Origin of the sequence: Cecembia calidifontis, from assembly GCF_004216715.1 — a bacterium.
Classification (GTDB): domain Bacteria; phylum Bacteroidota; class Bacteroidia; order Cytophagales; family Cyclobacteriaceae; genus Cecembia_A; species Cecembia_A calidifontis.
Genome location: NZ_SGXG01000001.1, coordinates 1,045,868 through 1,067,833, shown reverse-complemented (window position 1 = coordinate 1,067,833; position 21,966 = coordinate 1,045,868). Strand labels below are relative to the sequence as shown.

Here is a 21,966-nt window from a genome sequence, read left to right as displayed (position 1 = left end):
TTCGACTTAAAAGTGAAACATAAGTTAAAATGAAAAGCAGGGGAGAGAGCCTAAAGGCTATTACTCCCACATTTACCTAGGCTGCCATTCGGTCTGATGCTTTGTAAGCTGTATCAGTCTGGTTTGACATCCGTTTAACGGTCGCTTTTTCTCTCACAAGAATTGTACTCAAACGAAGCTTATTCAACCAATTCATCACCTCTCGGAAGTTGAAACTCAAATAAAGAAGACAGCCATAAATTAGGGTGATAGCTGATAAGCCAAGTGCTAATTTATCCATAGTTACCTCCTTTTTTTATGGTTCAACATCAAACAAATAGAGTGTTTTACTTCACCTCAATGACTCTGGTCAATTTTTCGTAACCCGCCTTTTTGCCCAAACGGATATTCAACACTCCGTTTTCCATTTTTGCCTGTACTTGCTCAGGGTCAGCACCCTGCGGAAGTTGAAAAACTCGCTGGAAACTGGCATAGCCAAATTCTCTACGCATCCAGTTCTTATCTTTTTCCTCTTTTTCGTACTGTTTTTCCGATGAAATTTTTAGGTACCCGTCTTGAACTTCAACTTTAATATCTTTTTTGTCAAGTCCGGGAACAGCTACTGCCACTTCAAAAGCCTTGTTTTCATCACTGATGTTTACCGAAGGTAAGGTCGCCACTTCTTCGTGTTCAGCACTACCTTGACCCATAATCTTACCAAAGAAATTCTCCACAACCTTGGGGAATTTTGGTTTTATATTTTTTGTCCATTTAACTAAGTCCATAAGAATAAGTTGTTTAAAGGTTCAACACTAAAGTAGAGAAGGGTGGCGGTTGTACACCACCCATCGAAGTAAAATTGATTATGAAATTTCAATTAGCTTAGGTGGTTGCGGTTTCGCTTCCTCTTTCTTAGGAATATTCACTTGCAACACACCGTTTTCGTACTTGGCTTCGATTTTTTCACTATCTGCACTATCAGGCAAGGTGAAAGAACGTTGGAAAGCACGATAAGCAAATTCTCTACGAGTGTACTTATCTTGTTCTTCTTTTTGCTCTTCTTGCTTTTCAGAAGAAATAGTCAGTACATTATTTTCCAAATTAATTTTGAAATCGGCTTTTTCCATACCTGGTGCTGCCATTTCAACCAAGAAGCCATCATTGTCTTCCTTGATGTTTACGGCAGGAAGTGTAGTATTGGTAGCTGAAAAGTTGTTATGTCTCCAATTACCGAATCGGTATTGAAGAAGTCATCGAACAAGCTGCTAAAAGCAGGGAATGCACGGTTTGAATCATACTTTACAATTGCCATAGGTGAAAATATTTAAGGTTAAACCATAAATGAACATCAAAACACTTTTACGACTTACAACTGATGTACCAATAAGAATTGAATGACATTTTGTCCTAAATAAGGATAAAACCTAAAAAATAACCGTCATTATGACATATTTATTCAATTAATCCTGCCAATAGGTTGGGCATTGTGGTACATACCTTCTTTTGAAAATTGCCTACAACGGTTTCGGGCTTGGCGAAGGTGGCGATTTACACCACAAATGTTGATGCGGAGACCAATGTTTGATTAACCACAAATGTGTCTGCGGAGCACTGAACCGCCACTTTTGCCAAACCCGTGTTATCGGCTGTGCTTTTGTCTTTCGTTCTGCTATTTGTGTATTCTGTCCTGTGTGTCAATATTATCTCTTTTATGGATTAAACAGTCGCAATACGTTGGGTCTTCGGTTGTTTTTTATTTGGATACATTTCTTCTTTTGTGAATTTGCACTGTTGGCAGACATAAATATAGCTTAGTGTTGAGTTTGTCGGTGAACTACATAAGCTACATTCAAGACCCTTTTTAGCATCTGTTATTCCAAAACCCGGTGTTTGACATTGAGGGCAAGTTGATTTAATTTTTTGCACCAGTTTTTGTGTTGCTTGTTCAATCACACTCATTCGTGTAGGGTTATACATAGCTCTCATATCCGTTTCTGCATAAACTGAATTGTATTTCGAGAAAAAATAGTTAAATGATTTCTGCAAAATTTCACTTCGGTTATCCCTTTATAAATATCCGTATTTTCATCTTTTGATTTTCTAAGAATTAAACCGTGTGCTGGAAAACCAACCTGTTCTGCAAACTCAAAAAGTTCTTTTTGAGTTTGGATTTGTCTACCATTAAAATTAGTTGAAGTGCTTAATTCTCGAGCGATTACTTCTATGTTATTTTTTGTGTCAATAAAAATTAAAAATTCATCGTCAGCACTTATAAAAAACTAGATGGGTGTGGGCCAAATGAACCCTCACTTGCAATTCCTAAATCACAGTTGTTTGCTTTCATTGCCCGCAGACATTTTTCTCTTGCCGTTGAAATTGGGTCAAGTTCTCTCTCTACTTCACCTGTAAATGTTCCCAAAGCATCCGTATCAAAAGTTTCATCTGTAAAGCAATTTACACCCAATTCTTTTTCGAGAATAGGTGCAATCACTTGCTCTTTGTGGTGCTTGGTTGCGATGATTATTTTTCTGTTTTGAAACATTTCATTCCCAATTAATTTGATTTTGATAGTGATAATCCTCTTTTCGTTTCGTCAAAATTCCCCCTTGTCATAAGTTAAATTACCATTTACAATGTATGGGTCACTTTGGTTTGAAAAGTTGTTCCTTCTAATGGTGACCAACCGCATTTAGATAAATGTTATTCTTGTCAACTGTCCAGCTTGAATTTAAGTCAACAATAGTGAGGTCTGCATAGTAACCTTCTCGTATGAAACCTCGGTTTTCAATGCCGTAAAGTATCGCTGGATTATGACACATTTTTTCGGCAATTTTTTCCAATGATATTAGTCCTTGTTTGAAAAACTCTAACATAATATTCAATGAATGCTGAATTATCGGTGCACCCGACATTGATTGAAAATATGATTTTTGTTTTTCGTCTAATGTATGGGGTGCGTGGTCTGTAGTTACGATGTCTATTCTATCGTCTAACAAAGCTTTTAAAAGTCCTTTTTTGTCCTTTTCAGTTTTTATCGCTGGGTTCCATTTTATTAAGTTCCCAAACGCTTGTAGTCTTTGTCAGAAAACCACAAATGATGAACCGAAACTTCGGTTGTTACATTTTTCTCTTTTAGAGGAATGTCATTTCTAAATAAATGTGTTTCTGCTTCAGTCGTCAGGTGCAGAATGTGAAGTCGAGCTTTAAGTTTGTTAGCTATGTCAATTGCTCTTTTGGTTGCTTCATAACAAGCTTTTCGCTTCTAATAATTGGATGAAATTCAATAGGCACATTTTCTCCATATTTTTCACGATATATGTTTTCGTTCTCTTCAACTATTTGTTCTTTTTCAGAATGAATGGCAATAATGGATTTGCAGTTCGCAAACAGTTTTTCCATTGTTTCTGGATTATCAGCAAGTAGGTTGCCTTTTTTTGTAAAGTAAAGTCCGTCATCTGAAACGCCTAACAGTTTTGATGTCTCGAGCTTAATTATTTCATCAAGGTTGTCTCCATTTACACCTAAAAGGAAGCCAAAATTGGCCAAAGATTTTTTAGATGCTATTTGATATTTTTCATTTAAGATGTCAATGGTTAATACATTCGGTAACGTATTTGGCATATCAATAAATGAAGTCACGCCACCAGCAATAGCGGCTTTACTTTCTGTGTAAAGGTCGCCTTTGTGTGTTAGTCCAGGCTCACGAAAATGAACTTGTCCGTCTATAATACCTGGAAATAAATTACTTGCCTGTCCCGTCAACTATTTTTACATTTTTGTGGTCGATTAGTTGTCCGATTGAATGAATTAAACCATTCTCAATAAATAGGTCAGCAACGGTTATTTGTCCCTCATTTACTATGCTTATATTTTTGATTAGAGTTTTTTCTGTCATTGTAAATTGTCTGTCTGTTTCGGGTCTTGCCATTGCCGATAACGGTCTCGTGTATGAGCAGTAGCGGATTTATATCCACTAAACTGTCAGATAGCAAGATACTTAATTAAACGCAAAAACGGCTCAAGTTTGCACCTGAACCGCTATTGCTTATACACAATGTTGTAGGCTTTTTTTATAACCCAAGTGCATAATAGTGGGTACCTGGCAAATCTTCATAAACTCCTTCAATCAGTACACCGCCTTTCTTATCCTTTAGTGCTGTTTCCAAATCATCGACCGACTTGATGACCCGACCATCTATTTTAGTGATGATAAAACCTTCTTTGATGGCTGTGTTGCGTTTGAGCTTGCCAGCAAAAAGCTTACTTACTTTTACTCCTCCGTCAATGTTGAGTTTTTTGGCGGTTTTCTTGTCCAGATCTTCAAATTGTGCGCCTAAATTGTTAAATATAGTGGTTCGGGCTTTGTCGAGGAAGTTCGTTTCACCTTCACGATTGCGTAACACTACCTGACTCACCACTTCTTTCCCCTTGCGGTTCACTTTTACCTCTAATTTATCGCCAGGTCGATGGCTTGCCACCACTTCTTGTAGTTCAGAGGTAGTATTTACTTTCTTACCGTCAATTTCCACAATTACATCGCCCTCTTTAATGCCTGCTTCTTTGGCGGCACTATTTTGACCCACACTGTCCACATATACACCAGTTTCTACCTCCAACTCTTTCTCTTTTATTAACGTAGCATCTACCCCACGAATAGTAATCCCTAAGAAACCACGTTGTACTATTCCGTACTTTAATAAGTCTTCTACTACTTTGTTTACGATGTTGGAAGGCCACAGCAAAGCCATAACCCGCATAAGCACCTGTTGGACTGGCAAATAGCAGTATTGATACCAATCAATCCTCCACTCAGGTTAATCAAAGCACCTCCGCTATTACCCGGGTTGATAGCCGCATCGGTTTGAATAAACGATTCTACGGCAAACTGCTCCCGTAAAATATTGATATTACGTGATTTTGCACTAACAATGCCCGCTGTTACGGTAGAGTTAAGGTTAAAGGGGTTACCCACAGCAAGTACCCACTCTCCTACTTTCACATCATCAGAATTGACCAACGGCAAGGTACTTAATCCGCTGGCTTTTATTTGAAGCAAGGCAAGGTCTGTGGAAGGGTCAGTACCTACCACAGTAGCCTTGAAGGTGCGGTTATCGTGAAGCGTAACTTCAATATCGTCAGCATTGGCAATTACGTGGTTGTTAGTAACAATATAGCCTTCACTATTGATAATTACGCCTGAACCAGTACCTACCCTTGCCTGTGGCTCTCTCGGTTGTGGAGTTTGGTAATATCTGCGTGGGCCAAAGAATTGCTCAAAAAAATCATCTCCACCGAAAAACTCTTTAAATGGGTCTGGCAGTTCACGGTACTGGTAAGAATTATTGCTATTGGTATATTGCTGTATTTGGGTTGATTTAATATGTACCACAGCATCCATTGCTTTCTCTGCCAATTGTGTAAAATCTACCGGTATCATATTGCCGTTTTCATCGGCAGTATAAAGCGCACCTTGAGCAGGGGTGCCCGAAACGTGTTCTATTTTAACACTTTTGCCAAAGTCAGTAAATTGAGGAACAGCAAAGAACACCCCCAAAGAAACGACTAAGGCTATCAATGCAGAAACTCCATAGTTTTTCATAGTCATTTCGACTTAAAAGTGAAACATAAGTTAAAATGAAAAGCAGGGGAGAGAGCCTAAAGGCTATTACTCCCACATTTACCTAGGCTGCCATTCGGTCTGATGCTTTGTAAGCTGTATCAGTCTGGTTTGACATCCGTTTAACGGTCGCTTTTTCTCTCACAAGAATTGTACTCAAACGAAGCTTATTCAACCAATTCATCACCTCTCGGAAGTTGAAACTCAAATAAAGAAGACAGCCATAAATTAGGGTGATAGCTGATAAGCCAAGTGCTAATTTATCCATAGTTACCTCCTTTTTTTATGGTTCAACATCAAACAAATAGAGTGTTTTACTTCACCTCAATGACTCTGGTCAATTTTTCGTAACCCGCCTTTTTGCCCAAACGGATATTCAACACTCCGTTTTCCATTTTTGCCTGTACTTGCTCAGGGTCAGCACCCTGCGGAAGTTGAAAAACTCGCTGGAAACTGGCATAGCCAAATTCTCTACGCATCCAGTTCTTATCTTTTTCCTCTTTTTCGTACTGTTTTTCCGATGAAATTTTTAGGTACCCGTCTTGAACTTCAACTTTAATATCTTTTTGTCAAGTCCGGGAACAGCTACTGCCACTTCAAAAGCCTTGTTTTCATCACTGATGTTTACCGAAGGTAAGGTCGCCACTTCTTCGTGTTCAGCACTACCTTGACCCATAATCTTACCAAAGAAATTCTCCACAACCTTGGGGAATTTTGGTTTTATATTTTTTGTCCATTTAACTAAGTCCATAAGAATAAGTTGTTTAAAGGTTCAACACTAAAGTAGAGAAGGGTGGCGGTTGTACACCACCCATCGAAGTAAAATTGATTATGAAATTTCAATTAGCTTAGGTGGTTGCGGTTTCGCTTCCTCTTTCTTAGGAATATTCACTTGCAACACACCGTTTTCGTACTTGGCTTCGATTTTTTCACTATCTGCACTATCAGGCAAGGTGAAAGAACGTTGGAAAGCACGATAAGCAAATTCTCTACGAGTGTACTTATCTTGTTCTTCTTTTTGCTCTTCTTGCTTTTCAGAAGAAATAGTCAGTACATTATTTTCCAAATTAATTTTGAAATCGGCTTTTTCCATACCTGGTGCTGCCATTTCAACCAAGAAGCCATCATTGTCTTCCTTGATGTTTACGGCAGGAAGTGTAGTATTGGTAGCTGAAAAGTTGTTATGTCTCCAATTACCGAATTCGGTATTGAAGAAGTCATCGAACAAGCTGCTAAAAGCAGGGAATGCACGGTTTGAATCATACTTTACAATTGCCATAGTTGAAAATATTTAAGGTTAAACATAAATGAACATCAAAACACTTTTACGACTTACAACTGATGTACCAATAAGAATTGAATGACATTTTGTCCTAAATAAGGATAAAACCTAAAAAATAACCGTCATTATGACATATTTATTCAATTAATCCTGCCAATAGGTTGGGCATTGTGGTACATACCTTCTTTTGAAAATTGCCTACAACGGTTTCGGGCTTGGCGAAGGTGGCGATTTACACCACAAATGTTGATGCGGAGAACCAATGTTTGATTAACCACAAATGTGTCTGCGGAGCACTGAACCGCCACTTTTGCCAAACCCGTGTTATCGGCTGTGGCTTTGTCTTTCGTTCTGCTATTTGTGTATTCTGTCCTGTGTGTCAATATTATCTCTTTTATGGATTACAACAGTCGCAATACGTTGGGTCTTCGGTTGTTTTTTTATTTGGATACATTTCTTCTTTTGTGAATTTGCACTGTTGGCAGACATAAATATAGCTTAGTGTTGAGTTTGTCGGTGAACTACATAAGCTACATTCAAGACCCTTTTTAGCATCTGTTATTCCAAAACCCGGTGTTTGACATTGAGGGCAAGTTGATTTAATTTTTTGCACCAGTTTTTGTGTTGCTTGTTCAATCACACTCATTCGTGTAGGGTTATACATAGCTCTCATATCCGTTTCTGCATAAACTGAATTGTATTTCGAGAAAAAATAGTTAAATGATTTCTGCAAAATTTCACTTTCGGTTATCCCTTTATAAATATCCGTATTTTCATCTTTTGATTTTCTAAGAATTAAACCGTGTGCTGGAAAACCAACCTGTTCTGCAAACTCAAAAAGTTCTTTTTGAGTTTGGATTTGTCTACCATTAAAATTAGTTGAAGTGCTTAATTCTCGAGCGATTACTTCTATGTTATTTTTTGTGTCAATAAAAATTAAAAATTCATCGTCAGCACTTATAAAAAACATAGATGGGTGTGGGCCAAATGAACCCTCACTTGCAATTCCTAAATCACAGTTGTTTGCTTTCATTGCCCGCAGACATTTTTCTCTTGCCGTTGAAATTGGGTCAAGTTCTCTCTCTACTTCACCTGTAAATGTTCCCAAAGCATCCGTATCAAAAGTTTCATCTGTAAAGCAATTTACACCCAATTCTTTTTCGAGAATAGGTGCAATCACTTGCTCTTTGTGGTGCTTGGTTGCGATGATTATTTTTCTGTTTTGAAACATTTCATTCCCAATTAATTTGATTTTGATAGTGATAATCCTCTTTTCGTTTCGTCAAAATTCCCCTTGTCATAAGTTAAATTACCATTTACAAATGTATGGGTCACTTTGGTTTGAAAAGTTGTTCCTTCTAATGGTGACCAACCGCATTTAGATAAAATGTTATTCTTGTCAACTGTCCAGCTTGAATTTAAGTCAACAATAGTGAGGTCTGCATAGTAACCTTCTCGTATGAAACCTCGGTTTTCAATGCCGTAAAGTATCGCTGGATTATGACACATTTTTTCGGCAATTTTTTCCAATGATATTAGTCCTTGTTTGAAAAACTCTAACATAATATTCAATGAATGCTGAATTATCGGTGCACCCGACATTGATTGAAAATATGATTTTTGTTTTTCGTCTAATGTATGGGGTGCGTGGTCTGTAGTTACGATGTCTATTCTATCGTCTAACAAAGCTTTTAAAAGTCCTTTTTTGTCCTTTTCAGTTTTTATCGCTGGGTTCCATTTTATTAAAGTTCCCAAACGCTTGTAGTCTTTGTCAGAAAACCACAAATGATGAACCGAAACTTCGGTTGTTACATTTTTCTCTTTTAGAGGAATGTCATTTCTAAATAAATGTGTTTCTGCTTCAGTCGTCAGGTGCAGAATGTGAAGTCGAGCTTTAAGTTTGTTAGCTATGTCAATTGCTCTTTTGGTTGCTTCATAACAAGCTTTTTCGCTTCTAATAATTGGATGAAATTCAATAGGCACATTTTCTCCATATTTTTCACGATATATGTTTTCGTTCTCTTCAACTATTTGTTCTTTTTCAGAATGAATGGCAATAATGGATTTGCAGTTCGCAAACAGTTTTTCCATTGTTTCTGGATTATCAGCAAGTAGGTTGCCTTTTTTTGTAAAGTAAAGTCCGTCATCTGAAACGCCTAACAGTTTTGATGTCTCGAGCTTAATTATTTCATCACAATGCTGTCCTAAATAATTTACAAGACAGATGTTTAGCTGTGTTTCTGCAATTTCTATTGTGATTTTATCTGTAATCCGGAAATAGAACCCCCTGTTGGCTTTTTTGAGGAGGTTTTTCATGGTCTTCAAAGGGTTTGTCCAGCCACTTTTGCAGCTCTATTTTAACGAATATGTTCAGTCTGATAAATGCAACCAGATTGGACAGATGCCATCCGAATTTAGCGGTTGCCTTCATCACTTTTAGGAGCAGAATGGTGATCAGCGCGGTCCATATCTGGATCATCACGGCATTTTTCGATGTTCCGATAAAGGTTTTGATATGGAGTAACTGCTTGATGTCCCTGAAGAAGATCTCAATCTCCCATCGGCACCGGTAAAGATCACCGATTGTCTTTGCTGACCATTTGAAGTTATTGGTAATCAGTTCGACGGTCTGTCGGTTTTTTTCGTCCCATACAGCCACTCTTCTGAGTTTTCCGGGGTACTTCACTTTTGACTGCGGGTTTACCAGTTCAATTTCTTCGTCTATCAGTACTTCCTGTGCAGTATTTTCAGGGAGTCGACGTTCATTGATTGTGCTGAACTTAAGGTTATCCTTGTGCCTTATGACGAAAAAGACCCCCTTGCTGTCCCAAATGTTGAGCATCGGAAAGTCATTGTAATAGCGGTCCGCCACTATAACGGATCCTTTCTCCAAAGGAATATCATAAGCGCCTTTATTGTCTGCCATACTTCCTTCTGTAATATTCACATAAACAGGGAGTTTCCCGTCATAGTCCAGAAGCGTATGCATCTTTACAGCACCCTTTTTGGTCCTGAAGGTTGCCCAGTCAAACATCGAAAGGCAAAGACTTACCACCGTGGAGTCGAGCAGATAGACGGGAGCCTTGATCCGTAGTTTTACCCTGCTCAGGGACGCCTGCTGTCCTAAATGCTTCAGAAGCCCGTAATACAGCTCCTTGAACAGGTCAGAGTCCCTGCGCTTGTTCTGATAACTGATACTGGACTTGGATGGTGCCTTGGCAATCCCCAGATGGTTGAGGTTCCCCGTGGCCGAACGCAGGCCGTTTGAAATATCCCTTACAGAAGTACTTTTGGCAAAATGGCAAAAAAGCATGGAAACCAAATGCGTCCAGCTGTCAAAGCCTTTGCAGCCCTTGTCCGTTTGCTTCTCTTCAACCAGTTTCTTGAAAATTGAACGCTCGATTTTTTTAATAATCTGAGAAAACAATGTAATATTACTCATGGGAGGTTTATGTTTTTTGGTGCAAACCCAAAATAGCTATTTTGGGCAAAAAACCAGACCTCTCATATTTTATTTAGGACGGTATTGATTTCATCAAGGTTGTCTCCATTTACACCTAAAAGGAAGCCAAAATTGGCCAAAGATTTTTTAGATGCTATTTGATATTTTTCATTTAAGATGTCAATGGTTAATACATTCGGTAACGTATTTGGCATATCAATAAATGAAGTCACGCCACCAGCAATAGCGGCTTTACTTTCTGTGTAAAGGTCGCCTTTGTGTGTTAGTCCAGGCTCACGAAAATGAACTTGTCCGTCTATAATACCTGGAAATAAATACTTGCCTGTCCCGTCAACTATTTTTACATTTTTGTGGTCGATTAGTTGTCCGATTGAATGAATTAAACCATTCTCAATAAATAGGTCAGCAACGGTTATTTGTCCCTCATTTACTATGCTTATATTTTTGATTAGAGTTTTTTCTGTCATTGTAAATTGTCTGTCTGTTTCGGGTCTTGCCATTGCCGATAACGTTTTTCAGCTATACGCAGGCAGGGCATTTTACCACGAAACTTCCTACGAAGAACTGAACTTCAAATTTACCATTTTCCTGTCCTACGAAGCACGAAACCCCTGCTTGCGTATAGGTGATGTTATGCGGTCGGCTTTCATTTTTTCTTCTTTCTCGTTAATTTATCAAGCAAAGTTACTAAATTTGCCGTTGTATAATTATAAAAGAATATCTCTATGTTTTGTCTTTGCAGACTATGGACTTCTATCTAAGTGATAGGCAGTCCTGAATAAATTCCAATCAATCTTTTAGGTCAAGACAATCAGGCTATGCTTTGTTTATGCCGTCATTTTTTTGATGGCGTTGCTTTGTCATAGTTGCTCTGTCGGGTAATACTGTCTATTCACTTCTCCACGATTTGAATTCAAGTATTCACCTGTAAGAAGTAATTAATGACAAAAAAGAAATTGCCCGTTCGTTTCACGGGCCAGCACTTTACCATTGATAAAGTGCTCATAGAAGATGCAATAAAACAAGCAAATATAAATAGTCAGGATACGGTTTTGGATATTGGAGCAGGCAAGGGATTTCTTACTGTCCATTTATTAAAAATCGCCAACAATGTCGTAGCTATTGAAAACGACACAGCTTTGGTTGAACATTTACGAAAATTATTTTCTGATGCCCGCAATGTTCAAATTGTCGGTTGTGATTTTAGGAATTTTGTAGTTCCGAAATTTCCTTTCAAAGTGGTGTCAAATATCCCTTATGGAATTACTTCCGATATTTTCAAAATCCTGATGTTCGAGTGTGTTGAAAATTTTCTGGGAGGTTCCATTGTCCTTCAGTTAGAACCTACACAAAAGTTGTTTTCGAGCAAGCTTTACAATCCATATACCGTTTTCTATCATACTTTCTTTGATTTGAAACTTGTCTATGAGGTAAGTCCTGAAAGTTTCTTGCCACCGCCAACTGTTAAGTCAGCTCTGTTACGCATTAAAAGAAATCCGTCTTCTTTTGATTTTGAGCTTAAAGCCAAATATTTAGCTTTTATTTCCTGTCTGTTACAGAAACCTGATTTATCTGTAAAATCAGCTTTAAAGTCGATTTTCAGGAAAAGTCAGGTCAGGTCAATATCGGAAAAGTTCGGAATAAACCTTAACTCCCAAATTGTCTGTTTGTCGCCAAGTCAATGGAAAAACTGTTTTTTGGAAATGCTGGAAGTTGTCCCCGAAAAGTTTCACCCTTCATAATTTAAAGTTGATTTGTCAAGATGATTTTTCTGGTTTGGTGTCGTCTTTTAAGCTGCCGCATAACGTTTGGCGGCTTTGCGAAGGCGGGGCTTTTTAGCACTACCGTTCATTTGAAAAACCGCACTTCAATTATACGAAAAAACTGTCAACCGAAGCACTGCACCCCCGCTTTTGCAAAACCGCTGTTACAGGCTGGCGTTCTTGTCTTTCGTTGTTTTTTTGAAATTGTTCATAAGTTTGCTTGTAGATTATAAGTATCATTTGTATCTTTGTCAGCGTAATGAAAATAGAGTCCGATATGTCTGTAAAAGTTCAAAAAAGTCAGAACGATGTCTTGAAGTTCCTTGAAATGAAAGTTTCAGGTCAGACCGTTTTTGAACAAAAACTCAATGGAGGAAGCCGAAAACAAAACGGAGTTTTCTTTACTAATTCAATTTCTACAATTGATAAACTTTTAGATGTAATTGAAATTGATGCTGATGTATTTCACAAAAAAATACTTGAGCCTTCTTGCGGTCAGGGAATTTTTCTCCTTAGATTAATTGCTAGGATTTATGAAAAATATCCTGACGAATTATTGATTTCAAATTTCATTGAAAGAAATTTATTCTTCGTTGATGTTGATAGTTTAATGGTGAAAAAAACGATTGACAATATTTCAGCATTTTATTTATTCCTTTTTGGCGAAAAATTTAAAGGTTCATTTAATGCGATTAATTGGGACTTTACGGACAAAAAAGCACCCAAAGGTTTATTTGATGACTTGACTCCTACACCATTTTCTGATTTGTATGGCTCTTTTGATTTTATAATTGGTAATCCGCCATATGTAACGCTTTATGGTCGTAGAGATAAAAAGGAGAATGAGGAGCAAAGAGTTAATTACCTCAGAAATTATGAGCAGTTTCCAGATTATGTGAAAAACGGTAAACTTAATTTGGTGATGCTCTTTATTGAACATTCATTGGATTTGCTTAAACAAGATGGTAAATTAAGTTTCATAATTGATGTTTCATTTTTTGAAACAGCCTACGTTTACACACGTAAGTTTCTTTTAGAGCAAACAATTATTAACGAGTTGCAGGTTAATATTAAAGATTTCGATGTTGCAAGCGGTCAAGTTATTTTAAAAATAACTAAAAACAATAACAACAAAAATAATCGAGTGAAAATCATAGATTGGAAAACACAAAAATCGTATGATGTTTTACAATCAAGTTGGTTTAATAAAGATGATGAGTACAAGTTTAGATATAATGGCTGTAGTGTTTCAAAAAATATAATTGACAAGATTAATTCTAAGAAAGATAAAACCATTTTACAGCTTTTCCCTAATAAGAATTTACGGACTTGTGTAATGTTGCTTGATATGGAAGATAAATTTACTTTCAGTTATAAACCTGAAACAAATGAAAATCTTATATTCCCTTATTATCAAGGCTCTAAAGCGTTATCGGAAAAGTTCGGTGAACTAAGCTTCTCTAAATATTTCTATTACAACAAGCCTTTGCAAGATGAAATAAATGAGAAACTAAAGCAAGAATTAGAAAAGGCTGGGGTAAAGAATAAAAAAAGAATTGGTTTGGGTGAAACAGCAATTTATGAAAATCCTAAAATTTACATTCGCCAATCAGCAAAAGAAATAATTGCAACTCTTGATTTGAATAAAAGTTCTGCTAACAATAGCCTTTATGTTTTTTCTTTTAGAAATAATACAGATGAAACTATTGATTTTCTTTATTTTTTATGCGGTTGGTTAAATACGGATTTGGTGACTTACTATGCTCAACAAATGAATATAATTCGCTTTTCACAAGGTAAGCAGCCACAAATAAAGATTTCTGATTTAGGAACAATCTATATTCCAATGAACAAGTCCTTGCAAAAACAATTCACTGATTTAACGAAAAAACTTTATGAAAGTCCGTCAAACAAAAATGAATTAACAGTCAGGATGAACGATTTAATTAATAACTATTATGGATTAACAAGAGATGAAATTGAAACTGTTTTAACAAGTATCAAAGATTTTTGATTTTATCTTCAGATTGCTTATTTATTTCAATCAGTTTTGCTTTTGTATTTCCTTCTGCAAGTTTTTCTAATGCTTTGGTAGAAATTTCAATTTGTCTTTTATGACTTTCTTCAATTTTCTCAAAAAGAACATTTATAAAATCTTCTCTACTTCTTTCTTCTGGTTTTGCTGAAATATTTACTTGTAGTTGATTTTTGGGGTTTCTTCTGAAAGTTGAACTTATATCTTTCAGAAAATAGATTTTTACAAATTCGCTGTCAGCATTTTTTACGAATTTCAATCCATTTTGAGTTTCTTCATAGTAAACGAAAACGTAAGCCAAGTAGAAGAAGCCACTATATATAAGGTCAATTATTTTGTCTGGTGTTCCGATATCTGGATTGCTGTCAGCACTCGAAATTTTTACTGCTTTAAAGTCAATCCATATCAATTCTTCGTGTCCATTGATATTAAAATAAGTCATTGCATCCCAAGGATTTTTGGTTGCACCTGCTGGTGAGGCAACAGACTTTTTAAAATACTGATGGTTGGCTGTTTCGGCTACAAACTGCTCTTCAAGTAATGAACTTATTTCTGCACCTGCTCTTGATTTTGCAGAAATATTTGGTTCTTGGTTCTTGTCAAGAATTGTTTCTACAACTGCTTTAAGTTCGTTTAATATTTTTCTTTCAAAGTCTTTGATGTCCATTGTTACTTGAATAAATCTGATTTAAAAAATTCGTAAATGGACATATCTAACGCAGTTGCAATTTTTTCAATATTGGCAACAGATACATTTCTTTTGCCCTGTTCAATACTTGCGATATAAGTTCTATCAAGGTCGCAAGTAAAAGCAAACTTTTCTTGACTAAGTCCTTTTTTGGTTCTTAGTTCTCGAAGACGTTGTCCAATTTTTACTCTTATGTCCACATTGCAAAGATTCAACTTTGTAGTTTATCGTACAACGGACTATAAGTATAGCTGTGAGTTTTCTTGTTAATTTGGGTGGTGGGTGGGCTTGGTCTAAAGTCAATAAGAAAAATTGCTTTTATGATTTCAGAAATTTAGGATTTGTCGTTGCCTTTGATATTAGCACTGTCGTCCTACGCTTGCCTGTAACGGTTTGCAGCTTGGCGAAGTGGCGGATTTTTAGCTCAGATGTTCAATCGAAGAACTGCACTTTGGTTAAGCACAAAACTGCCATAAAAGAACGTCACCCGCCATTTCGCCAAACTGCTGTTGTGCGTAGTGCTTCTTCTTCCGTCAATGCGAAAATGTCCATTTGTTTGGCTAATTCTTTTGGTTTTAATGTTTGTAAAAAGTCGTCCCATTTATCAAGTGAAACCTGCAAGTTGTAATTTTTATTTATTGAATTGATTTCTGTCTGTAAAGCCAAGTCTGAAAATTGTGTTGCCAATTTGTAAAGGTCAATTCGCATTAAAATGTCTTTCGTGAAAGTCCGTTTAGCATCTGAAAATGTAATGGCTTGCAGTAATTCTTTTGTCTTGTCAGAATTTAAAAGTATGGTTGTGTAAGTCGCAAATTCGATGTTGTCGAAGCCCAACAAATAACAAGTATCGTCAAGCATCAAGGGCTTTTCGTCTAATGGTAAAATTAGACTGAAAGTAAAAGTTTTGTAAAGTCCTGAAATTGCAACTTTGTATGGCGAAAAAGAGTATTCGCCAATTCCAAATATTGAGAAGTCGGGTTTATTGTTGTAAATGCTTGATTTTCTTTGGTCGAAATACGCTTTGTGAGAATGCAAATATCCAAATGTCTTAGGATATTTCTGCTTGATGAAAGAAGTATCTTGTCCAACTTTTTTCTGTGTGATTATTGTAAATTTTCTTGGTTGGTTGATTACAGTTTGTTTCAAGTCGGAACTTTTAAGCACTCCAAAAATCAAGTCTTCTTCAAGTTTTATTTCTTCTTGTTTTCCATTCACAAAATGTCCGTTTACACGTTCTAACTCCATTATGGCTGACAAGTCGTGTTTGATACCTTGTCGCCACTCAAACGGGCAAACTCCGTCAATATCAAAACTATGACGATACAAGTTTGTGTTGGAAACAAACTTGTCCGCAACCCAACCAAATTCTTTTACAATTTTTGACGGTTGGTTAAAATCAAATTCTTTACAAGTGTATTCAGGTTTAGAATTTAGTTTGCAAAAAAGCAAAGCGGCTTCAACTGAAACATCAAATTCCTTTTTACTGTCAATGGTTAGTTTTTCAAGGTCTGAAATATTGTATTTCCTTTGGTGTTGGTCAAACACTACATTTTTAATTACCGAATTTTTTACTAAAAAAGCCAAATGTCCTTTTGAATTTTGGAAAGCATCAAACATCATAAGTGTGATGTATTCGCCAATGTCAAAGTTTCCTTTTCCAGTAATAGCATCAAAACCACTATGCTTTTTAAAGTTTGATTTTTGAGGCAAATTGCTTGACTCCAAACTACTCAATTTAGCATTTGTAACCCAAGGCGGATTTCCCAAAACCAAAATTTCGTCTTTGGATTTACTTACAAGTGAACCAAAATCAAAATCAAACACATTGAAGTGAAAAATTTCGATTTTAGGTTTGCGTTCATTTGGGTTTGAAATATAAAAATCTATGATATTGAACTTTGTCTCCCAAGTGTATGGCTTGTATATTTCAACTCCAATAATTGTTTCTATATGATTGAATGATGAAAGTGCAGCAACGATGAAGTTCCCTCTCCCGCAAGTTGGCTCAATAACAAGTTTGGGGTTTACTTTTTTCTGAGTTTTAAGAAAATGTGTAACAGCTTTTGCCAAATTTTGGTTGGTCTGAAAGTCGCCATATTCGGTGCGGTCAGGTTCAGCTGCAATATTCTGTGTTGATGAAATTGCATCTTTGAAAACTTCATATTCTTCCTGACTACCAAAGAAATTATTGATGCCGAAGGCATCAACTAATTTTTCATTGGCAGTTTCAAAAAGATTAACTCGACTTAGCTTTTTATTAAGCAAGTCTGCTACTTGATGTGGAATATTTGCTTCAAATATTTTCATCAATTTTTCTTTTTATGAACGATTTTGGTAATTCCCTTTACATTCTCGCTTAAATCAACAATACGCTGATATTGTAATCGCCATTGTAAAGCATTAGAGATAGTCAGATAGCCTTGTTCGGGCGGACTTGTTAAAATCTGTTTTGCTAATTGAGAAAGAGTAATCTCGTCAGCCGGAATATTTTTGTCTTGAAGATAGGCAATAATGTCAGCTTCATTGGCTTTGTCTTTTACCATTTCCCGCAAGCGGAAAGTTGTTGTGTAATCTGCGGTTCTTTCTTTTGCAACAAATGAACAACTAACAAAGTTTAGGTTTGCTGTTTTTGTTTTTGGGTCGTCTGTTTTGTCGTAAACAAAAACCAAAAGATTATAGCCAAGCCCAAATATTTTTTGCTTTGCGTCCTTGAACGGGCAAGATGATTGAGGTTGCTTGATTGAAGTTACCTTAATATCAGTTTGTATGTCGTCAGAAGGCAAGTCAATACCACTTGCAGATGAACCAATAGTCAGATTGTATTTATCATCTAAATGCTTTTTGAATTTGTGTTCAATGTGTGTGCCAACGGCTTTGCCGTCAGTTACTCCATAAAGTTCTTTGTTTTTATGTTTTGATTCAGCCACACAAAAAGTGTGGGCTTCTTCAATGAGTTTTTTTATCGTTAATTTTTCTTTCATTACAGCCAAAAATGTATGTCGCTAAGTTAATATTTTATACGGCTTGGTCGTCCAGTCAGGTCTGTAAGTTTTACACAAATTCTGTTGTCAATCCGTCTTGCCTGTCGTGGTGCGTTGTTTCGAAAGCATTACGCACAACGGTTCTCAGCTATACGCAGGCAGGGCATTTTACCACTGAACTTCACACGAAGAACTGAACTTTAAATTTACCACTTTCCTGTCCTACGAAGCACGAAACCCCTGCTTGCGTATAGGTGATGTTGTGCCTTCGTTGTTCTTTTTCGTCCGTTTGTTTGTCGGTCGTTTTGGTCGTGGGTTGGGACAGAAACACTCTTTGCCAAGCTTGGGTTTTAGCGTAGGCTTGAGCGGCTTGGCAATGTGTGTGGCTGTGAGGGTTGGCTATTTGATTTCTATTGCTTTCCATCCCCATTCATTTTTCTTTTTATTGAATGATAGTATCGCTCTTCCCTTTACCTGCTGTCCATCAGTTAGCTTGCTTTCTTCTATAATTTTGGGTTCAACAAAGATGTCTTCTATAAAACCAAAGTTTTGTGGAGAAATTACCTTTATTGTTCCTTCAAAATCTTTCATTGCATCAGATGCCACATTAGAGTCAGCTTTTTTAGCAGAAAGGATTTTATAAAAACCATCTTGTCCTTCTCCATTAAAACGTACTTTTAAAAGGTCGCCAATTTGTGGTTTTGTCAAATTGCCTGAGTAATTGAAGAATCCAAATTTCCGCTTATCCTTCACAAAATTCAGCATACTCTTGTTTTCGTTCACAAACTCAACTGCAATTATTTCTTCCGGTATGTCCTGAAACAATATTTCCTCTGCTTGCTTGATGTGGCTTGAATACAAATCTTGGTTATCCTTTTTAGCTATGGCAGATTTATACCACTCTTGTTCTGTCCATTGCACTATTTGATTCGGCAACTTCCATTCGTGTTTCTCTCTTGTTGCTATAACTTTTTGTATCTCCGTTTTGGCTTCATTGTACATTTTTTTTTCAATGAGCATTTCAGAAAAAGTCTGTCTTAACTTAACTAAAAAGTCTTCGGGGGTTTTTAGGCTCAAGGCTTTACAATAGCATGAAAACTGAATTTCTTTATCATTTGGAAATATTTCTGCCATCAGTTCCCACACCCAAAAGTCATTTCTTTTTTGTTTGGCAAAAGGTATAAATGCAGATAGAACATTTTCATCACTACCTGATGCCAAAAGGAGCTTAGCCTTGAAATAGGGCGGATATTGATAGTCAGGATGTTTATCTATCAAAGAGTCCAGTTTTGGCAAGAATGATTGGATCTTTTCCTTGTCAATGACTCTTTGCTGTCCAAAAGGATCTAAAGCTTCTCCTTCCAAAAGCTTCTTGGAATAAGCAATGTATGCTTGTTCAGCAATAGACATCATCTTTTTGCCTTTGAACTCCTCTTTTAAATAGTCTTCGGAACGAAGATTATCAAAATTCCACCAGTCGGCAAAAGTTAGATAGTTTGACCAGTTTTGATAGCCTTTGTGAAAGGCTTTGTAAATAAAAGAATACGCCTCAGATGGCTTGGTGAAATGAAAGTTCCTGATAATTTCAAACAACTCATTGATTTTACCATAATCTACTTGATCTTGATTCTGTAGTGCAAAAACTAAACGACCGATTGGCCAAGCACAATTGTCAAAGACCATTTTTTCATCTTCGGGTAATTGCAGGTCTTTAATCTTTATAAGATTATCCTTGAATGCTTCATATAATTCAGGTTGAGCGTTCTTTTTGAGATATTCATAATACACCCATGCGGCAGCCCGCTTGTTCCAAATGTTTTCGGGTTCTGTTTCCAAAGCCTGAATTGCCAATTGCAAAGCTTCATCAAGCTTACCTGCTTGTTTAAGTTCTTTGATTTCTTTAAATGACATAATCAGCTTCTTTTAGGTTGTTTACAATGGATTTGATTCTGCCTAGAATTTCGGGGCAGTCACATTTCTTTTCCAATGGAAGCACTCGACCGAAAAAACCTGCTTTATCATATTCAAAGTCAATTATGCAAGACCGTCCATTATTATCTATGGTATATCTTTCACGGTATTCGAGATGCTGGATTTTGGTAATGATTTCATCTTTTGATAAACCTTTACTTATAAAATCGAATAGCTTTTTCAAGAATGGCTTCTCTTCTTCAATGGCTACATCAAATTCAATTTGGGTCAGAATACCTTCAATGTTGTTCCTGTTTACTACAATCGGAGTAGCACACTCTAGTATTTTTGTGATGGTTTCAAATAACTCATCAGAATTGGTTTGTGCAGGTAGCTTTTGAAAATTGCTTTTAAAAACATTCTGACCATTAACCCAATGTTTGAATGCTGCTGTTTGGGCTTCTCTTTTGAAGATATATCGTATTTCATACCCAACTTTCTGCCAAGCTTCAATATCTATGTAATGTTTTCGGAGATTATACCACCTATGAATAAAATGATCTTGGATAGTCAATGGTGCATCAACTAAACCAAATTTTTCCAATTCCGGCAAAACTTCATTGATATTGATTTCAGTTGTCGGATTTGATTGTCCTGTCAACTCATTGAAGGCTTGTTGAACATTCACGTCAATAAAATTCATGGCTGAAAAGGATGAAAAATACGGTGGATTGACGCAAAACAGTTTTTTAGATGCTCGGGTAACGGCAGTGTATGCCCACCGATAGAACTCTGGATTGGTTTTACCCGAACGTTCATGAGGTGATTCATAAAAGTTAAAATTCTCTTTTGTACCCTTATCCCAAAATACAAAGGCATTTGACCATTCACCGCCCTGGGCTTTGTGGCAGGTTACTGCATAACCGTATTTCAAAAGTATGCAATTGAAATACTTATCGTTGATAATGGCTTCCTTAAATTCCTCTGTACCCTTTTTAAGTTTGGGATGCCTGTTTTTAAAATCCACATAAAGGGCTCTTTGCTCTTCGGGTTTTAAGTAGTCATCACCGTATAGATAGTTTTCTAAAATAAATCCGTTTATGGTTTTGGGCTGATTGTTTTCATCAGGTAAAACAAGGCTAATTGCCCTCCAAGTTAATCTTACAGTTTTTGTTTTTCCTTTTTCAATGTAAAAACTAACTTCTCTGCTTTCAACTTGCGGACTGGCTTCTGAAACAATCGCAAATTCACCGTTCATGATACCTAAACGGTAATTGTTGCCACCAATGATAACGGTATCGGATGCCTGAATAGGTAAATCATCTCCAAATTTTTCTCTGCGGATAGCTCGGTTCAAATCAAGTGCTGTTTTGTTTTTGTAGCAGATGATTATTTTTTGGTCTTGTTGTGCCTTGTAGGTTTCTAAGTAATCTTGATAAGCTGGATTGAAAATGTCCCGTCCATTTTCTCTCAAATCAAAATCATTGAAGTAGCCAGAAGTAAGGCACTGCCTTATTTTAGTGGCTGAAATCAAAATGCCATTATTGGCATCTTGACGTTTCACTTCCTTCATTTCCGCTTGCGAAACAGAAACCTTGTAAGTCTCACTTAGATAATTCGGGTCAAGTGCAGGGGAGAAGTTCATTCCTATTGGTGGCAACTGCGCAGGGTCACCAATGAAGATGATTTTGCTGGTTGTGGTAGCTTCTTGAATTCTTCCATAAGTCATTAGGTCTCGCAACAAATGCCCACTTCCAAAGCGGAAAAACTCGCCTTGGCTCAAAATATCGCTGACCATAGATGCTTCATCCACTATCAGAACCGAATCATGAACTTCCGGATTGTTTCTGATTTTGTATTGGTACAAAAACGAAACATCGTTTTCATCTTCACCTTGTTTGATTTCCTGCAATTCCTCAAAGCTGTAAATTCCTTTGTGGATGGTGGTAGATTCAAAGCCTGTTTTTTGATTGATGACTTTTGCAGCTCTGCCAGTTGGTGCCATTAATTGGTATTTCTTTTCTAAAGATTTGAGATATTCAACAAAACCCTTTAATAAGGTTGTTTTACCACTACCTGCATATCCCTGAAGAATAAATATCCGCTCATCGCTTTCTAAAAAAGCGTGAAGCTTTTCCAACGCCTGGCGTTGGTCGTTGGTGAGATTGATGTGTTGGAAATGGTCAAAAATTTTCATGGCTATTATTCTTTCATGCAAAGTTTGTTTTTATCTGTGCGGTGTATCTG

24 protein-coding genes and 1 pseudogene are annotated in these 21,966 nt (G+C 36.7%); 2 read left to right on the top strand and 23 right to left on the bottom strand.

The genetic code is table 11. From position 1 onward, the window contains the following. Positions 1-76: 76 nt before the first annotated feature. The 17 genes and pseudogenes from BC751_RS04575 to BC751_RS04505 all read right to left on the bottom strand — a co-directional run bounded on the left by BC751_RS04575 (position 77) and on the right by BC751_RS04505 (position 10,841). Complete coding sequence (locus tag BC751_RS04575; protein ID WP_130274514.1) at positions 77-280, bottom strand: hypothetical protein; 204 nt, start codon at positions 278-280, stop codon at positions 77-79. Positions 281-326: 46 nt separating this feature from the next. After that, a complete protein-coding gene (locus BC751_RS04570; RefSeq protein ID WP_130274515.1) occupies positions 327-764 on the bottom strand; it encodes an Hsp20/alpha crystallin family protein in 438 nt (145 codons plus the stop codon). A gap of 78 nt (positions 765-842) precedes the next feature. Continuing rightward, positions 843-1,121 carry an Hsp20/alpha crystallin family protein gene (locus BC751_RS22285; RefSeq protein ID WP_242617370.1) on the bottom strand — a complete coding sequence of 93 codons (279 nt, stop codon included), beginning with the start codon at positions 1,119-1,121 and terminating at the stop codon, positions 843-845. Between the two features lie 574 nt (positions 1,122-1,695). Beyond that, a pseudogene (locus tag BC751_RS22625) lies at positions 1,696-2,323 on the bottom strand (DUF6671 family protein). Positions 2,324-2,648: 325 nt separating this feature from the next. Then, positions 2,649-2,975, bottom strand: a complete 327-nt coding sequence (locus tag BC751_RS22270) for an amidohydrolase family protein (RefSeq protein WP_242617367.1) — start codon at positions 2,973-2,975, stop codon at positions 2,649-2,651. Positions 2,976-3,195: 220 nt separating this feature from the next. Continuing rightward, positions 3,196-3,741 (bottom strand): amidohydrolase family protein, encoded by a 546-nt coding sequence (locus BC751_RS22265; RefSeq protein WP_242617366.1) that lies wholly within the window; start codon positions 3,739-3,741, stop codon positions 3,196-3,198. After that, the gene (locus tag BC751_RS22260) at positions 3,722-3,907 is read right to left on the bottom strand and encodes a hypothetical protein (protein WP_242617365.1); all 186 of its coding nucleotides are present in this window, start codon (positions 3,905-3,907) and stop codon (positions 3,722-3,724) included. The genes BC751_RS22265 and BC751_RS22260 overlap by 20 nt, the downstream gene beginning before the upstream one ends. Positions 3,908-4,049: 142 nt before the next feature. Further along, positions 4,050-4,736, bottom strand: coding sequence for a PDZ domain-containing protein (locus BC751_RS22015; protein ID WP_207226835.1), 687 nt, complete (start codon positions 4,734-4,736; stop codon positions 4,050-4,052). Next, complete coding sequence (locus BC751_RS22010; protein WP_207226834.1) at positions 4,697-5,578, bottom strand: trypsin-like peptidase domain-containing protein; 882 nt, start codon at positions 5,576-5,578, stop codon at positions 4,697-4,699. The genes BC751_RS22015 and BC751_RS22010 overlap by 40 nt, the downstream gene beginning before the upstream one ends. Positions 5,579-5,660: 82 nt before the next feature. After that, positions 5,661-5,864: a hypothetical protein gene (locus BC751_RS04545; RefSeq protein WP_130274514.1), complete on the bottom strand. Its 204-nt coding sequence runs from the start codon at positions 5,862-5,864 to the stop codon at positions 5,661-5,663. Between the two features lie 46 nt (positions 5,865-5,910). Then, positions 5,911-6,123, bottom strand: coding sequence for an Hsp20/alpha crystallin family protein (locus BC751_RS04540; protein WP_242617569.1), 213 nt, complete (start codon positions 6,121-6,123; stop codon positions 5,911-5,913). 2 nt (positions 6,124-6,125) lie between these two features. Beyond that, positions 6,126-6,347: a hypothetical protein gene (locus BC751_RS04535; protein WP_130274512.1), complete on the bottom strand. Its 222-nt coding sequence runs from the start codon at positions 6,345-6,347 to the stop codon at positions 6,126-6,128. Positions 6,348-6,425: 78 nt separating this feature from the next. Continuing rightward, entirely contained in the window at positions 6,426-6,875 is a 450-nt protein-coding gene (locus tag BC751_RS04530) for an Hsp20/alpha crystallin family protein (protein ID WP_130274511.1), read from the bottom strand. Positions 6,876-7,272: 397 nt separating this feature from the next. Further along, the gene (locus BC751_RS04520) at positions 7,273-8,109 is read right to left on the bottom strand and encodes a DUF6671 family protein (RefSeq protein WP_130274510.1); all 837 of its coding nucleotides are present in this window, start codon (positions 8,107-8,109) and stop codon (positions 7,273-7,275) included. A gap of 11 nt (positions 8,110-8,120) precedes the next feature. Beyond that, the gene (locus BC751_RS04515; protein ID WP_242617364.1) at positions 8,121-9,194 is read right to left on the bottom strand and encodes an amidohydrolase family protein; all 1,074 of its coding nucleotides are present in this window, start codon (positions 9,192-9,194) and stop codon (positions 8,121-8,123) included. Next, positions 9,139-10,320, bottom strand: a complete 1,182-nt coding sequence (locus tag BC751_RS04510; RefSeq protein WP_130273808.1) for an IS4 family transposase — start codon at positions 10,318-10,320, stop codon at positions 9,139-9,141. Before BC751_RS04510 ends, BC751_RS04515 begins: the two co-directional genes overlap by 56 nt. A 62-nt stretch (positions 10,321-10,382) precedes the next feature. Next, positions 10,383-10,841: an amidohydrolase family protein gene (locus BC751_RS04505; RefSeq protein WP_242617363.1), complete on the bottom strand. Its 459-nt coding sequence runs from the start codon at positions 10,839-10,841 to the stop codon at positions 10,383-10,385. A gap of 441 nt (positions 10,842-11,282) precedes the next feature. On the opposite strand from BC751_RS04505, the gene erm reads away from it, so the two are divergent. Then, complete coding sequence (gene erm, locus BC751_RS04500) at positions 11,283-12,083, top strand: 23S ribosomal RNA methyltransferase Erm (protein WP_130274480.1); 801 nt, start codon at positions 11,283-11,285, stop codon at positions 12,081-12,083. 298 nt (positions 12,084-12,381) lie between these two features. Further along, positions 12,382-14,118 carry an Eco57I restriction-modification methylase domain-containing protein gene (locus BC751_RS04495; protein WP_165389795.1) on the top strand — a complete coding sequence of 579 codons (1,737 nt, stop codon included), beginning with the start codon at positions 12,382-12,384 and terminating at the stop codon, positions 14,116-14,118. On the opposite strand, the gene BC751_RS04490 is transcribed toward BC751_RS04495, so the two are convergent. From BC751_RS04490 to BC751_RS04465, 6 genes are all read right to left on the bottom strand, one after another. Next, the gene (locus BC751_RS04490) at positions 14,105-14,806 is read right to left on the bottom strand and encodes a hypothetical protein (protein ID WP_130274492.1); all 702 of its coding nucleotides are present in this window, start codon (positions 14,804-14,806) and stop codon (positions 14,105-14,107) included. The genes BC751_RS04495 and BC751_RS04490 overlap by 14 nt on opposite strands. Before the next feature lie 2 nt (positions 14,807-14,808). Next, a complete protein-coding gene (locus BC751_RS04485; protein ID WP_130274491.1) occupies positions 14,809-15,027 on the bottom strand; it encodes a helix-turn-helix domain-containing protein in 219 nt (72 codons plus the stop codon). 283 nt (positions 15,028-15,310) lie between these two features. Then, positions 15,311-17,134 (bottom strand): DNA methyltransferase family protein, encoded by a 1,824-nt coding sequence (locus tag BC751_RS04480; protein WP_130274490.1) that lies wholly within the window; start codon positions 17,132-17,134, stop codon positions 15,311-15,313. Next, complete coding sequence (locus BC751_RS04475; protein ID WP_130274489.1) at positions 17,134-17,808, bottom strand: type II restriction-modification system restriction endonuclease; 675 nt, start codon at positions 17,806-17,808, stop codon at positions 17,134-17,136. The genes BC751_RS04480 and BC751_RS04475 overlap by 1 nt, the downstream gene beginning before the upstream one ends. Positions 17,809-18,207: 399 nt before the next feature. Next, positions 18,208-19,719: a DUF7017 domain-containing protein gene (locus BC751_RS04470; RefSeq protein WP_130274509.1), complete on the bottom strand. Its 1,512-nt coding sequence runs from the start codon at positions 19,717-19,719 to the stop codon at positions 18,208-18,210. Further along, entirely contained in the window at positions 19,709-21,916 is a 2,208-nt protein-coding gene (locus tag BC751_RS04465) for an ATP-dependent DNA helicase (RefSeq protein ID WP_130274508.1), read from the bottom strand. The genes BC751_RS04470 and BC751_RS04465 overlap by 11 nt, the downstream gene beginning before the upstream one ends. Positions 21,917-21,966: the final 50 nt, after the last annotated feature.